Here is a 14,441-nt window from a genome sequence, read left to right on the forward strand (position 1 = left end):
CTTGAACGCCCAGCCTCCAGGTCGGTCAGGGGCGTGCGGCGGCGCGGAGGGCGCGGTAGAGCAGGCCGGGGTCGCCCAGACGGCGGCGGAGGGCGCGCTCCAGGCCCGCGATCGGGAACAGGTTCTGCGGTGCCCGGGAGTCCTTGAACTCGACCGACGCATAGCGGCAGAGCGTCTCCTGGCTGAGGTTCGCCAGCGCGACCGCGTCGGCCGCGGTGAGCTCGGCGGCGCACTCCACGCGGACGACACCGGCCCACGGTGCACCGGCCGCGCCCGGCAGCCGGAGGTACCACGCGTACCGGTCCCAGCTGGTGCCCATCCGGAACACCGGCGACCGGTGCGCCGCCTCCAGCCGCGCGACCACCCCGTTGAGGTGCGCGGGCAGGTACTCGGCCTTGTGCGTCTTGATGAACCCGAGCGCACGCGGCAGGTGCTGGCGCCCCTTCAGCGGCCCGTCGATCACCAGCAGGTCGTCGTCGGTCGCGTTCTGGTCCCGCGCGAGGCGGGCGGCGTGGACCTCGACGTCGGCGAGCTGGCTCTGCACCCCGAGGCTGAGCGCGTCGGCGTCGTCGCGGCGCACCTTGTACAGCGCGTAGGTACCGGCCGACGTGGTGACCGGCGTGGCGTCCTCGGCCGCGGTGAACACCCCCCGGCGGACCTGCACGGTGGGGACCGTGGCCCCGGAGTCGGTGCAGCACACCACCCCGGCCGCGTACGACGCACAGATCGCCAGCGACGCCGCGTTCGCGCCGTGCACCCAGAGCTGGGCGTCGATGCGCCGCACCCCGTCGACGAACAGCACCGCGGACGGCGCGGCGACCGGGCGGGGCTCGATCGGCTTCCAATCGGTCTGGGGCCGCTCGATCTCGAGGTCGAGCTGGGCCGACGACTTCGTGCGGGCCGCGTCGTCCTCGGTGCTGGTGCCGTAACCCGGGTCCCAGGCATCGACGGAGAACTTCATTGCACCACCTTCGTCACCACGGACGTGCGCTGGTCGCGGCTGACCTCGAACCGTACCGGCACCCGCTCGGCGAGCGCCGCGACGTGCGTGACCAGGCCGACCATCCGGTCGCCACCGGCGGCCAGGTTCTCCAACGTCGCCGCGACCACTTCGAGCGTCGCCTCGTCGAGCGTGCCGAAGCCCTCGTCGAGGAAGATCGAGTCGAGCCGGGCGGCGCCGGACGCCGCCATCGTCGACAGGTGCGCGGAGAGCGCGAGCGCCAGCGCCAGGCTCGCCTGGAAGGTCTCCCCGCCGGAGAGCGTCTTGACCGGGCGGCGGCTGTCGGCGTCGGCCCGGTCCACGACGACGAACTCGCCGGCCTCGTGGGTGAGCGCGAACTGCCCACCGGAGAGTTCGTTGAGCGTCGCGGAGGCCTCGGCGACGAGCAGGTCGAGCGCGGAGGCCACCAGCCAGCGCGGGAAGGCGTCCGACCGGAGCAGCTGGCCGAGCTGCCGGGCCACCTGCTGGGCGGTGTCCGCGGCGTCGCGGCGGTCGACCAGGTCGGCGCACTCCTTTCGCCGCTCGGTGATGCGTGCCTCGGCGGCGCGGGCCTCGGCGAGCGCCCGCGCGACCGCCGCCGGCGCGATCTCGGCCAGCGGCCGCGCACCCGGCGTCCGGGCCTGGGTGCCGGTCGGCGCCTCGGTGTCGTCATCCGGGGCCGGGACGGTGTCCGCGGCCGGGACCGGGACCCCGGCGTCGGCGAGCAGGCCCCGCAGGGCCTGTTCGTGGTCGGCGAGGGCGCGGTCGGCGGCGTGGACCGCCCGCTGGGCCTCCGCCAGCTGCTCGGCGCGGTCGGCCGCGGCGGTCTCCGCCCACTCGGCGAACGCCCGCCAGCCGCCGACCGGATCGTCGGACGGGATCGCGGGAGCGCCCAGCGCCACCAGCGGCTCGCGCACCGCGGTGAGACCACGGACGGTGGCCGCCACCTGCTCGTAAGCCTCGCGCGCGGTGCGTTGGGCGGTGGCCAGCGCGGTGCGTGCGGCGCGGAGGCGTTCGTCGGCGGCGCGCGCCTCGGCGTCGAGCGCGTCGAGTTCCGCGAGGGACCGGGCCAGCTCCTCCGCGCCCGGAGAGTCGCCGAGCTGGGCGGTGAGCGCCTCGGCGGTGCGGTCGGCGGCGGCGAGTTCGGCCGCCGCGCGCTGCTCGGCCCGCGTCGCCTCGGTGTGCGCTCGCCGGGCGTCGGCCAGCTGCTGTTGGGCTCGGGCGAGCGTCTTTTCCGCGGTGGCGAGCGCGGCCGCGGCGGCGGTCTCGGCCCGGCCGGCCTCGGCCAGCGCGGCGGTGCGCTCGGCGGCGACCGACGACGCCCAAGTGGCCAGCGCGTCCCAGCCGGCCGCGACGTCCTCGACGAGGCCGGCCGGGGCGCCGAGCGCGGCCACCGCGTCGCGGGTTTCGCGCAGCGCCGCCCGGACGCCGCTGGACTCGGCGTCGACCTTGGCCGCGTCGCGGTCGGCGTCGGCGCGGGCGGTGCGTGCGGCCACCAGTTCCCGGTCGGCCGCGACGACGGCGGTGTCGAGCGCGTCGCGCGCGGTGAGCCACCGCTCGAGATCGGCGAGCGCGAGGATCTCCACCGAACCGGCCCCGTCACCGTGGACGGTGACCCGCAGGCTCTCCTCGCCCAGCGCGGCCTGCAGGCGGGCGATCGTCCCGTCGGCGGCGGCGAGCGCGGCCTCGGCGTCGCGGAGGGCCGTCGCCGCGGTCGAGCGGTCCGCGGACGCGGTGTCGGCGGCGCGCTGGGCGGCGGCGATGCGGCGGTCGGCGTCGGCGGTGCCGTCCTGGTCGTCCAGCGGCGGCGGAAGGGTGGCCACGGTCTGCTCGCAGACCGGGCACGGCTCCCCCGCCACCAGGTGCGGACGCAACCCGGCGGCGGTGCGGGCGCGGGCGTCGGACTCACGGGCCGCCCTGGCCTGCTCGACCGCGGCCCTGGCGTCGGTGACCGCGCGGTCGGCGGCGTCCAGCGCGGCCGCCGCCCGGGAGCGACGCTCGACCAGCGCCTGGCGGCCGTCCACTGTGGCATCGAGCTCGCGGCGGGCGCGCCTGGCCTCCTCGACCGGGCCACGGGGCGGGGACGCGCTCACCGCCGCGCGGGCGGCCGAGTCGGCGGCCTCGGCCTCGGTGAGCGCGGTGGCCGCGCGTGCGGCCACCTCGCGTGCCGCGCGCAGCCGGGCATCGAGCTCGTTCAGGCCGGCCGGCACCCGCACGGCGGTGAGCCGGTCCCGTTCGGCGGTGAGCCGGGCCACGGTGGCGCGGGCGGCCTCGGCCCCGCCGGTGGCTTCCAGCTGAGCGGTGCGGGCCTGCTCGACGGCCTGCTCGGCGGAGGCGACCCGGGCTTCCGCGTCGCTCAGCGCCGTGGCCGCGGTGGCCTGCCGGTCCACCAGCGCGGGACGGCCGGCCTGCACCGCGGCCAGCTCGGCGCGGGCCCGGCGGGCCTGCTCCAACGGGCCCCGCGCGGGTGCGGCGGCCACCGCCGCGCGGGCGGCGGAGTCGGCGGCCTCGGCGTCGGTGAGGGCGTCCTGGGCGCGGGTGGCTTCGGCGCGGGCGGACCGGAGGCTCGCGTCCAGCTCGCCCAGGCTCTCCGGCACCTCCACCGCGGTGAGCCGGTCGCGTTCGGCGGTGAGGCGGGCCACGGTGCCACGGGCGGCGGTGGCCTCGGCGGCCGCGGACGCCAGTACCGGCAGCGCGGTGGCGACCCGGCCCTCGGCCTCGGCCAGTGCGGTGACCCGGGCCCGCGCCGCGAGCTGCGCCTCCTCGGTGGCGTCGCCGTACCGCAGCAGCTGTTCGCCGAGCAGGTCGGCGTTCTGCTTCTCGCGGGCCGCCTCGGTGTTGGCGGCCTTGGCGATCTGGTCGTAGACCTCCAGACCGAGCAGCTTGACCAGGATCTTCTGCCGGTCGCCGGCGCGGGCGTGCAGGAACTCCGCGAAATCGCCCTGCGGCAGCACGACGCAGGTGCAGAAGTGCTCGAACGTCAGCCCGAGCAGCGTCTCCACCGCCGGCGTGGCCTCCTTGTCGGCCGCGACCAGCTCGGTGTCGTCCTCGAGGTCACCCAGCGCGGTCGGCTCGGCCAGGTGCTCCAACCGCACGTTCTTGACGGTGACCGCGCCGGACGCCGCCCGGCGCAGCTCACGCACGATCACGTACCGCTCGGCGCCGACGTCGAACACCAGCCGGACCGTGCCGCGGGCCGCCGTCGGGGCCAGCGCCAAGGACACTTTCCGCTTGTCGTCCCAGCGCGGGACGCTGCCGAAGAGCGCGAAGGTGATCGCGTCGATGACCGTGGACTTGCCCGCGCCGGTGGGGCCCACCAGCGCGAAGTAGTCGGCGTCGGCGAAGTCGACGGTGGTGGGCTCACGGAACGAGCCGAAGCCGTCCATGGCGAGGAGCACAGGGCGCATCGGGACCTCCTCAGCCCGTGGTGACTTCGTCGTGCAGGCGGGTGAACAGGCTCTGCACGCGTTCGTCGACGATCTTGCGCTCGCCGAGGAACTCGGCGAAGAGCTCCGCCGGGCCGCTGTGCTCGTTGCGGGTGTCTTTCCGCGTGGTCTGCAGCGGGGCCGCGAACTCGGGGTCGATCCGCACCTCGAGCGCGCCCGGGAGGATGGCCTGCACTTCTTCGCGGAGGCCGGCCCGCGCCGGTTCGCGGATGACCACGCGCAGGTAGTCGTCGGCGTGCTCGGCCGCCCTCTCGCCGAGTTCGGCGATGGTGCCGTGCAGGGTGCGCAGCCTCTTCGCGCTGGTGAGCGGGAGATCCGTGGTGCGCGCCGGGGTGGACGGGGTGGCCTCCACCAGGCACACCGTGGGGGTGTTGTCCTGCTCTCCGAAGTCCACGGCGATCGGCGCTCCGGAGTAGACCACCGGGCACGCCGCCGGAAGCGTCTGCCGCCGGTGCAGGTGACCGAGCGCGACGTAGTGCGCGTCGGCCGGGAACGCGCCGGCCGGGACGTGGTACTCGAAGATCGACTGCGCCGCGCGTTCGCCGCCGCCCAGCGCACCGCCGGTGACCGTGAGGTGCGCGGTGACGAGGTTGACCGCGTCGTCACCGAAGCCCGCGGTGAGGGTGTTCAGCAGATCGCGGATCAACTGGTCGTAGCCCGCGCTGTTCTCGGCCGGGGTCTTCGCGACGAGCTCGGCCGCTTTGACCGCGTGGCGCTGGGAGAGGAACGGGAGCACCGCGAGTCTCACCGGTTCGCCGGTGTGCGGGGCGGTGAAGCTCACGACGCCGCCGGACTCGGCGGTGCGCACGGAGCCGACCATCGTGATGCCGGCGATGTTCATCAGCGGCCGGTAGGCGTCGAACGTGCGTGGATGGTCGTGGTTGCCGGCGATGGCGATCACCTCGGCGCCGGTTTTGCGCAGCGCCATCAGCGCCTGGACGACGAGTTCCTGCGCGTCGGCGCTCGGGGCCGCGGAGTCGTAGAGGTCACCGGCGACCAGTACCGCGTCGACCTCGTGGGTACGGGCGAGAGCCACGATCTCGCGCAGGACGGCGCGCTGCTCGTCGAGGCGGTTGCGGCCCTTCAGGACCTTGCCCACATGCCAGTCGGACGTGTGCAGGAACTTCACGACTCTTCTCTCGCGGTCGGGGGACGACGTCTCTGGCGACGCTAGCCGACTCCTGTGACAGAACGGGACCAGCGCGCGCCTGGTCGGATCGAGGAAAGTAGTTTCCTGGTGGGCAAGTATTCAGTCGAGGTCGGGAGGAGGTGCTCGAAGCGTTGCGCTGGTACGTTGATGGCGGCGATCGCGGCGGTGTCCGCCGTGTACACGGCGGGGATCGAGAGCCGGGTACCGACGGTGATCGCGATCGCCTCGGTGATCTTCGCGCTCGGCACCGCCGCGGCGGTGCTGTGGGCGGTGCTCCACTCGGGCATCCGGCCGCCGAAAGGGGCGGCCGGGGTCTCCGGAGCGACGCTGGCCGTGGCCGGGCCGCTGCTGACCCGGCGGCTGCGTAACGGAGTGATCCGGTGACCGCGCCGAAGCTCGACGAGCTCATCCACGCCCCGACGCGGCTCGGGATCGTGGCGCAACTCGCGGCCGCCGACTGGGTGGTGTTCAAGTACCTGCGCGACTCGCTGGAGTTGTCGGATTCCGCGTTGTCGAAGCAGCTCTCGACGCTGAGCGCGGCCGGGTACGTGGAGCTCCACAAGGCCTTCGTGGGCAAGCGCCCACGCACGACGGTGCGCCTGACCCCGGCCGGGAGGGCGGCGTTCGAGACGCACGTGGCGGCCTTGGAACAGATCGTGTCCCGCTCCCGAACCCCGCCGGAGTGGTCCCACGCGACCTGACCAGCCCGTGCCGGCCATTCGTGGAGGGGTGCCGAACGGCCTCTGTGTCCCGCAGGACGAGCGGCCTGGAGAGTCGGCGCTGGTACGGGGCCGGCCCGGCGAGCGGCGCGCGTGGTCACGTCCGCACGAACCGTGTCGTGATCCCGCTCAAGTGGTCCCGCTTCAGCGCGCCCCGATCAGCCCGAATGGGACCACCTGCCGGAACGCTGCCCCGAAGGGGCCGCTGTCCCGAACGGGTCGCTGTCCCGAACAGGTCGCTGTCCCGAACAGGTCGCTGTCCCGAACAGGTCGCTGTCCCGAACGGGTCGCTGTCCCGCAAGCCGGGCGGCCTCGAAAACCGGCGGTGCAGCGGCCTGCTCCACGGCCCACCTGGATAAGAGGTGTGCGAGGCGCAAGTAACCGCACTCGCACAGGCCGTGTCCCGCCCCGGCCAAGTGGTCCCACTCCAGCGCGCCCTCACCAGCCAAATGGGGACCGCTTTCCGGAGGGTAGCCCCGCGCAGGTCGCCGGGACGTACAGGACAAGCGGCCTCGCAGGCCCGCGCCGGAACGGCCGGCTCCATGGGTCTGGTCGGGCGAACAGCAGTCGAGGCCCACGTGGCCACACTGCAACAGATCGAGTCCCGCGCCCGCTCCGACTCCGACTCCCGCTCCAACCCAGCTCCCGCTCCAACCCAGCTCCCGCTCCAACCCAGCTCCCGCTCCAACCCAGCTCCGGCTCCGGCTCCGGCTCCGGCTCCGACCGAGTGGTCCCCTTTCAGCGCGCCCTGACCAGCGCTAATGGGACCGCTTCAGAGGGGCTGCCCCGAAACAAGCCGCTGTGACGTGCAGGCCAAGCGGTCTCAAGAGCCCGGCCTGGAACACCCGGCTCCACGGACCAGCCCGACGGGCGGAATTCGAGGCGCACGTGACGGCACGTGAACAGATCGTGTCGTGCTTTTGCTCGAACCGACCGGAGTGGTCCCGCTTCAACGCGCCCTCACCCGCCCGAATGGGACCGCTACCAAAGGGTCGCCTCAAACCGGCCCCCATGCCCCACAGGCCAACCCACTCCGGAGTCCGCGCTGGAACGGCTGGCTCTACGGTCTGGCCGGGCGAGCGGCCTCCGAGCCACACGCGATAACACCTGAACAGATCGTGTCGCGCTCCCACTCGAACCGGTCCAGTGGTCCCACTCCAGCGCGCCCTCACCAACCCGAATGGGACCGCTACCAGAGGGCCGCCTCAAACCGGCCCCCATGCCCCCAGGTCAACCGACTCCGGAATCCACGCTGGAACGGGTCGGGGGCCCACCCCGCGCGCCTACGCACCGCGCCACGATCGACCCGACACCGGCGCACGCGCCAGCCCTCGTCGCCCCCCGAACGGCCCCGGAGCTCCCCCGAACGGCCCCGGAGCGCCCCCGGAGCGCCCCCAGACGGCCCCGACCGACCCCGACCGGCCTCGACCGGCCTCGACCGGCCCCTAAAGGCCCCCGAACGGCCCCGAACGGCCCCGAACGGCCCCGGAGCGAACCCGCCCCGCACTGCGCGGCGGCTCAGGGCTCAGCCCGTACTCACCCCGCTACGCGGGTCAGCCCCGAACCGCACCTGAACCGCAAGAACTGCACCACTCGGCGGCCCGTTCAGGCCAAGATCGACGCGCACCTCACCGCCGACGCTCCCCGCACAAATGTGACCCATATACGCGACACGTCGAGAGACCCCCCGTCAAGTTCAAAGCGCTCGTCGGCGACCTGGCCGGCGAGGCCACCGGCATCGGCATGCACTCACCCAGACGCGCCGCCGAGCGCATGCTCGCCCTTCGACTCACTCACTCAGCCGCCGACCCAGCCCGGAAAGTCCGGCATTCCGAATATCCCGGCACCGTCCGGCACAGCCCACGCCGAGTCGCCGCCAAATATCGGCGCCCGCCTCCACAGAAACCCGTCACCAACCCGAACCCCGCCGACCAAGCCGCTCCCCCGGCCAAAACCCGCCCGACCAAGCCGCTCCCCCAGCCGAAACCCGGCCCACCGACGCCACCCCGACCAAAACCAGCCGACTCCGCGCACCTGGCCCACCCCAAGAAATGCCCAACCCTGCACACCCCCAGCAACCGGAGGGTGGGTGCGCAACCACCTACGGCGCGGCGGGACGACTCGGCGCCGACCGCCGCCGGCCGGACGCGGAAGCCCCCCACCCCCGCCCACCCGGCGTAACCCTCAGAAAGGAGCATCGTCCGCCGGAGCGGACGGCAGGCGCTTGAACGGGTCGCGCCCGCCGATGATCTCCCCGGTCACCGGATTCACCCCGGGCGGTGGCCCGGTCACCGCGGCCTCGCCCGCCTCGCTCGAGCGGGTGGCCCAGGCCGGGAACGGGAACTCCACCGCGAGCGGCACCGGGATCTCCGGCTGGGCGACGAACATCGTGCCGGGTTTCGCCAGCGTCACGCGCTGGCGCTGGCCGGGCGGCAGGAAGCCGTACTCGGGCCGGCCCGCTTCGGCCGGGTCGAGGCGGCCTACCACCTTGATCGAGCTGTTGGAGATGATGCGCCGCTCGACTTCGCTGGCGGTCTGCTGCGCGCCGATCAGGATGATGCCGAGCGACCGGCCCCGCTCGGCGATGTCGAGCAGCACCTCCTTGATCGGGCTCGAGCCTTCGCGCGGTGCGTACTTGTTCAGCTCGTCGAGCATCGTGAAGAGCAGGCCGCCGGCGCCGGCCTCCTCCTTGCGTCGCGTCTCGGCGGCCAGCACGACGCCGACGACGAAGCGCTGGGCCCGTTCGGGCAGGTTGTGCAGGTCGACGACGGTCAGCTGCTGGTTCTCGGTGGAGACGCGGCGTGAACCCTGATCCGGCAGGTCGCCCCGGATCAGCGGCCGCAACGCCCGCAGCGACGAGCGCAACCGGCGCAGGAACGCGTTGACGGTGCCGATGCCGGTGACCTGCCCCGCCCACGCCGACCGGGTGTTGTCGTCGCTGAGCTTGTCGGAGATCAGGTCCACGAGCTGGTCGTACGTGCGTACCTGGCGGCCGTCGACGGCGATCGCCCCGTCGGTGCCGGCGGGTACCGCGTCCATGCGCAGCCGGGCCGCGACCTGGTGGACGACCATCGTGTACTGGTTGCGCTCGTCTTCCGCGTCGGCGAACACGTAGGGCAACAGTTCGTCGCGGCAGAACTCGTGCAGGGTCCACCAGAAGGCGTGCACGCCGGTCGCCCGCTCGCGCACGTCGGGACGCCCGGTCAGATCGCCGGGCAGCGGCGGGGCGTAGAAGCCGGTGGACGCGAACGGCTCGGCCGGCAGGCCCATGATCGCGTATTGACGGCGGAGCGTCTCGTCGAGCTTGGTGTTGGTGTGGTCGAGGAAGAGCAGGTCCTCGCCTTTGACGCTGAAGATCAACGCTTTCGTGTTGACCGTGCGCCGCCCCAGCGCGCCGGAGCGGAACAGCCCGTAGAGGAGGAACAGCGCGAAGCTGGTCTTCGTCGCCACCCCGGACACCCCGGAGATCGAGATGTGGGCGCCGCGGGTGCCGTCGAGGAAGTCGAGGTTGACGTAGATCGGCGTGCCGTCGCGGCCGAGGCCGACCGGGACCTTGCGCTCCATCCGGTCGAAGTAGAGCGCGATCGCGCGTTCCTCACCGGTGGCGCGCCGGACGGGCTCCCCGGGGCGCGGCGGCACGTACACCTCGGGCTCCACCCGGGTGGTGGCGATCTCGGCGACCTCCTGCACCTGGGCCGGGAGCACACCGTCAGCGATCAGGAACACGTCCGAGCTGAACTGCGCGCCCTCGTGCCGGGCCGTGACCTGCGTGACGACACCCGCGGTGAGCACGGGCCCGAGCCCCGGCACGTCGCGGACGGTGACGACGACGTCGTCGAGCTGGAGGTAGGCGTCGTCGCGCAGGGCCACGTGGAACTGCAGGGGCGTGGCGTCCTCGGTGCCGAGCACCCGGCCCACCCAGGGAAGTGTCTCCCGCTCAACCCCAGCGATCTCCGGTGCAGCCGTCATGACGCGGGACGCTACCTCACCGGTAGGACAGAACCCGGTCGCGGAACAGCGTCGAGGCCGGTACCGGCTTCGAGAACAGGTAACCCTGCGCCTTGCGGTAGCCGAGCTCGTGCAGCCGCTCGGCCTGCTCCGCGGTTTCCACGCCCTCGGCCACGGTGTCCAGGCTCAACCCCGACGCGACCTGCGAGAGGAACTCCACGATCACCGACCGCTCCCCCGGCTCGGTGACCCCGTCGACGAACGACTTGTCCACCTTCAGCACGTCGACCGGGCAGGTCAGCAACAACCCGAGCGACGACTGGCCGGTGCCGAAGTCGTCGAGCGCGATGCGGACGCCCATCTCGCGCAGCAGGTTCAGCGCGTCCACGGCCGGGCCGCCGTTGAACACCGCGGTCTCGGTGACCTCGAGCACCAGGCAGGTCGCCGGCAGCCCCGAGTCGGCCAGCGCGGCGGCCACGTCGGTGACGAAGTCCGGCTCGTCCAGCTGGCGCGGCGACACGTTCACGCACACGTACACACCCGGCCAGGCCGACGCCTCGCGGCACGCCTCACGCAGCACCCACCGCCCGAGCGGCACGATCAGCCCGCTGCGCTCGGCCACCGGGATGAACTGGTCGGGCGGGATGACGCCGCGTTCCGGGTCGTGCCAGCGCAGCAGGGCCTCGACGCCGGTGATCCGCCGCGACGGCAGCGCGACGATCGGCTGGTAGAGCACCCGGAAGTCGCCCCGGCCCAGCCCGTCGCGCAGGCCGGCCGCCAGGCGCGCCTGGTCGGCGGCCGGTGCGTCGAGCGCCGGGACGAACCGGGCCCAGCTGCCGTCGCGGCGGGCCTTGGCGGCGTACATCGCCACGTCGGCCCGGCGGATCAGCTCGCTCGACGTCGCGCCGGCCCACCCCTCGGCCAGCCCGATGCTCGCCCGGATGCGCAGTTCGTCGCCGTCGACGAGCAGCGGCGCGGCCAGCGCGGCCAGGATCCGGTCGAGCCGGTCGCCGACCGGGCCGCGCAGCAGCACCGCGAACTCGTCGCCGCCGAGGCGGGCCACGGTGTCCGACGGGCCGACCGCGCTCTGCACCCGGGCCGCCGCCGCGACCAGCAGCGTGTCGCCGGCGCCGTGCCCGAGCCGGTCGTTGATCTGCTTGAAGTCGTCGAGGTCGAGGAGCGCGACCGCGACGCCGGGCCCGAGCGACTCCTCGAGCCGCGACACGAACAACGTCCGGTTCGCCAGGCCGGTCAGCCCGTCGTGGTTGGCCTGGTGGCTCAGCCGGTTCTCCGACGACCGCAGCTGCCCGAGCAGCCGCCCGTTCTCCCGGGAACCGACCCACTGGCGCGCCCCGACCAGCGCGGTGAGCACGACGGTGCCGACGATCACCGGCCGGCTCGACGAACTCAGGAGCAGCAGCACGTCGGTGAGCGCGACCGCCACGTACGGCAGCAGCTGCAGCGCACGACCGGCGCGACGACGCGGGGCCCGCCCGGGGGCGTCCAGCGCGGCCAGCGCCACCCGCCGCTGCCGTTCCGCGGCGAACGTGAGGAACAGGAATGCGGCCGGGAACGCCAGGAACGACGTGTTCAGGTAGGGCCGGGACGCGAGCAGCGGGGTCAGCCCGGCGGTGCTCGCGCCGGTGAGCGCGGCGATCGCCAGGTACTGCAGCGCGCCCGGATCGACCTCGCGCACCCCGGCGAACGAGATCTTCAGCAGCGCGAGCACGCCCAGGAACCCGCAGACGACGATCGCGACCAGCGGCAGCGCCGAGCCGGTCGTCGACTCGAAGTCGTCCATCGTGCGCAGCGCGAAGTACCAGGTGAACAGCGTTCCGCCGGCCAGTACCGTGGCGGCGTCGAGGCCGAACGTGAGCCACTCGGTGCGCGAGAGCCGGCCCACGGGCAGCAGGAGCAGCGCGGCCAGGACGAACACCAGGCCGACGAGGAACGCTCCCGCGGTGCGCAGCGACATGACCTGGGTGGGCCCTCCCGGGGCGAACAGCACGTCGGAGGCCTGACTGACCCCGCCGACGCCGATGATGCCGACCGCCACCGACAGAACGCGCCAGAAGCGCCGGGACGCGTCCTCCAGCGGGGTCGCGATCACCAGCCGGGCGACCGCCGCCAGGCCGACGAACACGGTCGCCACCGGCGCGACCCACCCGACCCAGGCCGGGCCGAGCGGCGCGTTCCACGCCGCCGGGAGGTACGCCACGCTCAGCAGGGCACCGAGCAGCGCCGCCCGGGCGAGCCGCCCCGGTCGTTCGGTCATCCGCGCTCCCCCCTCACGAGGGTCCTGTCGACCGCGCGGGCCCGAACGGCAGCGTTCTCTCCGCACCGCCCCCGTTCCGCAACGTGCGGGAGATGTTGCGCGGGCGTCGCGCACGCCCAACCGCGGGGAAACAGCGGATTTTTACGGTCGGTCGGACGCCGGACCGAGAGGGAATCCCGATGGCTGCGCCCACGATCACGCCCGTTGACCCCACCCTTCCCCAACGCCGATCCGGTCGATGGATCGACGATTGGCGCCCCGAGGACCCGGCTTTCTGGGCGGCCGGCGGAGCGTCGATCGCCCGCCGGAACCTGATCTTCTCGATCCTGTCCGAGCACATCGGGTTCTCGATCTGGACCATGTGGTCCGTTCTGGTGCTCTTCCTCCCGCCGGACGCCTACGGCCTCACTCCCGACGACAAGTTCCTGCTCACCGCCGTCCCGGCGTTCGTCGGCGCGTTCCTGCGCCTTCCGTACACGTTCGCGGTGGCGAAGTTCGGCGGCCGGAACTGGACGATCGTCTCGGCGTCCCTGCTGCTCGTGCCGTCGATCCTGACCGCGGTGCTGCTCGAGCCGGGCGTGTCGTTCGGCACGCTGCTGGTGCTGGCGGCCGTCGCCGGCGTCGGGGGCGGCAACTTCTCCAGCTCGATGGCGAACATCAACGCCTTCTACCCCAACCGCCTCAAGGGCATGGCGCTCGGCCTGAACGCCGCCGGCGGCAACCTGGGCGTGGCACTGGTACAGGTCGTCGGCCTGATCGTGCTGGCGGCGGCCGGCGGAGTGGCGGCGAACGTCGAACCGCGGCTGGTACCCGGCGTGTACCTGCCGCTGATCCTGATCGTCACCGTGTTGTCGGCCCTGCGCATGGACAACCTCACCCACGCCTCGAACGACAAGCGCGCGATGCGTGACGTCGTCCGCGACCCGCACAGCTGGATCATGTCCCTGCTGTACATCGGCACTTTCGGCTCGTTCATCGGGTTCAGCTTCGCGTTCGGCCAGGTGCTGATCGCCGTGCAGGGCGTCACCCCGGTCGACGCCCTGAAAGTGATCTTCCTCGGCCCACTCCTCGGCTCGATCGCCCGCCCGGCCGGCGGCTGGCTCGCCGACCGCTTCGGCGGCGCCCGCATCACGCTCTGGACCTTCGTCGGCATGGGCCTGTTCGCCGCCCTGGTGCTGGTCGCCTCCCAGCGCTCGGTGCTGCCGCTGTTCTACGTGGGGTTCATCGCGCTGTTCATCCTGAGCGGCATCGGCAACGGCTCGACCTACAAGATGATCCCGGCGATCTTCCGGGCCAAGGCGCAGCGCCACTCCTCCGACGGCGCCGACGCCGACTGGGAGGCCAACGAGGCGCGGCGACTCTCCAGCGCGTTGGTGGGCGTCGCCGGGGCGATCGGGGCGTGTGGTGGCGCGCTGGTGCAGATCGTGTTCCGCCAGTCGTTTCTCAGCTCGCAGAATGCCGATGCGGCTTATGTGGGGTTCATCGGGCTGTATGTGGTGTGCTTCGCGGTGACGTGGTTCGTGTATCTGCGGAAGTCGCCGTCGCGGTTGGCGGGCGTTTAGGGGCTTGTTGTTTACGCCTGCATGGTGAGGGGCGGTCGCTTCCGCGACCGCCCCTCACTGGTTGCGCCCGAGTCGCCCCGCCGCGCCGTAGCGGGTTCCGGCCCACCCTCCGGTTGCTGGGGGTGTGCCGGGTGCGGTTGGGCGGGGTGCGCCGGGTTGCGGTTGGGCGGGGTGTGCCTCGTTCGACGCTCGCCCTTCTGGCCCGGCCCGTCCCGCCGCAGGATCCTTGGACCGGTCCCGATTTGGCGGGCTGGAGCCCGCCTATCAGGGACCGCTTCAGGCCTTTTCTACCGGGCTGGTGCGGGAAGGGCACAGTGCGAGCAGGGCACAGTGCGAGCAGGGCACAGTGCGAGCAGGGCACA

At 73.1% G+C, this 14,441-nt stretch carries 8 protein-coding genes; 3 read left to right on the plus strand and 5 right to left on the minus strand.

The genetic code is table 11. The annotated features are described in order from the left end of the window. Window positions 1-25: 25 nt before the first annotated feature. The 3 genes from ABD437_RS37360 to ABD437_RS37370 are packed head-to-tail and all read right to left on the minus strand — an operon-like array spanning window position 26 to window position 5,554. Entirely contained in the window at window positions 26-961 is a 936-nt protein-coding gene (locus tag ABD437_RS37360) for a hypothetical protein (RefSeq protein WP_344653687.1), read from the minus strand. Beyond that, window positions 958-4,386 (minus strand): AAA family ATPase, encoded by a 3,429-nt coding sequence (locus ABD437_RS37365; protein ID WP_344653688.1) that lies wholly within the window; start codon window positions 4,384-4,386, stop codon window positions 958-960. Before ABD437_RS37365 ends, ABD437_RS37360 begins: the two co-directional genes overlap by 4 nt. A gap of 10 nt (window positions 4,387-4,396) precedes the next feature. Then, window positions 4,397-5,554 carry an exonuclease SbcCD subunit D gene (locus ABD437_RS37370; protein ID WP_344653689.1) on the minus strand — a complete coding sequence of 386 codons (1,158 nt, stop codon included), beginning with the start codon at window positions 5,552-5,554 and terminating at the stop codon, window positions 4,397-4,399. Between the two features lie 168 nt (window positions 5,555-5,722). Here ABD437_RS37370 and ABD437_RS37375 point away from each other — a divergent pair, with 168 nt between their 5' ends. Together ABD437_RS37375 and ABD437_RS37380 are read left to right on the plus strand one after the other, a co-directional pair. Beyond that, window positions 5,723-5,959 (plus strand): hypothetical protein, encoded by a 237-nt coding sequence (locus tag ABD437_RS37375; RefSeq protein ID WP_344653690.1) that lies wholly within the window; start codon window positions 5,723-5,725, stop codon window positions 5,957-5,959. Beyond that, the gene (locus tag ABD437_RS37380; RefSeq protein WP_344653691.1) at window positions 5,956-6,276 is read left to right on the plus strand and encodes a winged helix-turn-helix domain-containing protein; all 321 of its coding nucleotides are present in this window, start codon (window positions 5,956-5,958) and stop codon (window positions 6,274-6,276) included. Before ABD437_RS37375 ends, ABD437_RS37380 begins: the two co-directional genes overlap by 4 nt. Before the next feature lie 2,202 nt (window positions 6,277-8,478). Here ABD437_RS37380 and ABD437_RS37385 read toward each other — a convergent pair. Further along, on the minus strand, window positions 8,479-10,263 hold the full coding sequence (locus ABD437_RS37385; RefSeq protein WP_344653692.1) for an ATP-binding protein: 1,785 nt from the start codon (window positions 10,261-10,263) through the stop codon (window positions 8,479-8,481). Between the two features lie 16 nt (window positions 10,264-10,279). Next, window positions 10,280-12,517, minus strand: a complete 2,238-nt coding sequence (locus tag ABD437_RS37390; RefSeq protein ID WP_344653693.1) for a putative bifunctional diguanylate cyclase/phosphodiesterase — start codon at window positions 12,515-12,517, stop codon at window positions 10,280-10,282. Between the two features lie 179 nt (window positions 12,518-12,696). Here ABD437_RS37390 and ABD437_RS37395 point away from each other — a divergent pair, with 179 nt between their 5' ends. Then, complete coding sequence (locus ABD437_RS37395) at window positions 12,697-14,079, plus strand: MFS transporter (protein ID WP_344653694.1); 1,383 nt, start codon at window positions 12,697-12,699, stop codon at window positions 14,077-14,079. The last annotated feature ends 362 nt before the right edge of the window (window positions 14,080-14,441 follow it).

Source organism: Cryptosporangium japonicum, assembly GCF_039524755.1.
Classification (GTDB): Bacteria; Actinomycetota; Actinomycetes; order Mycobacteriales; family Cryptosporangiaceae; genus Cryptosporangium; species Cryptosporangium japonicum.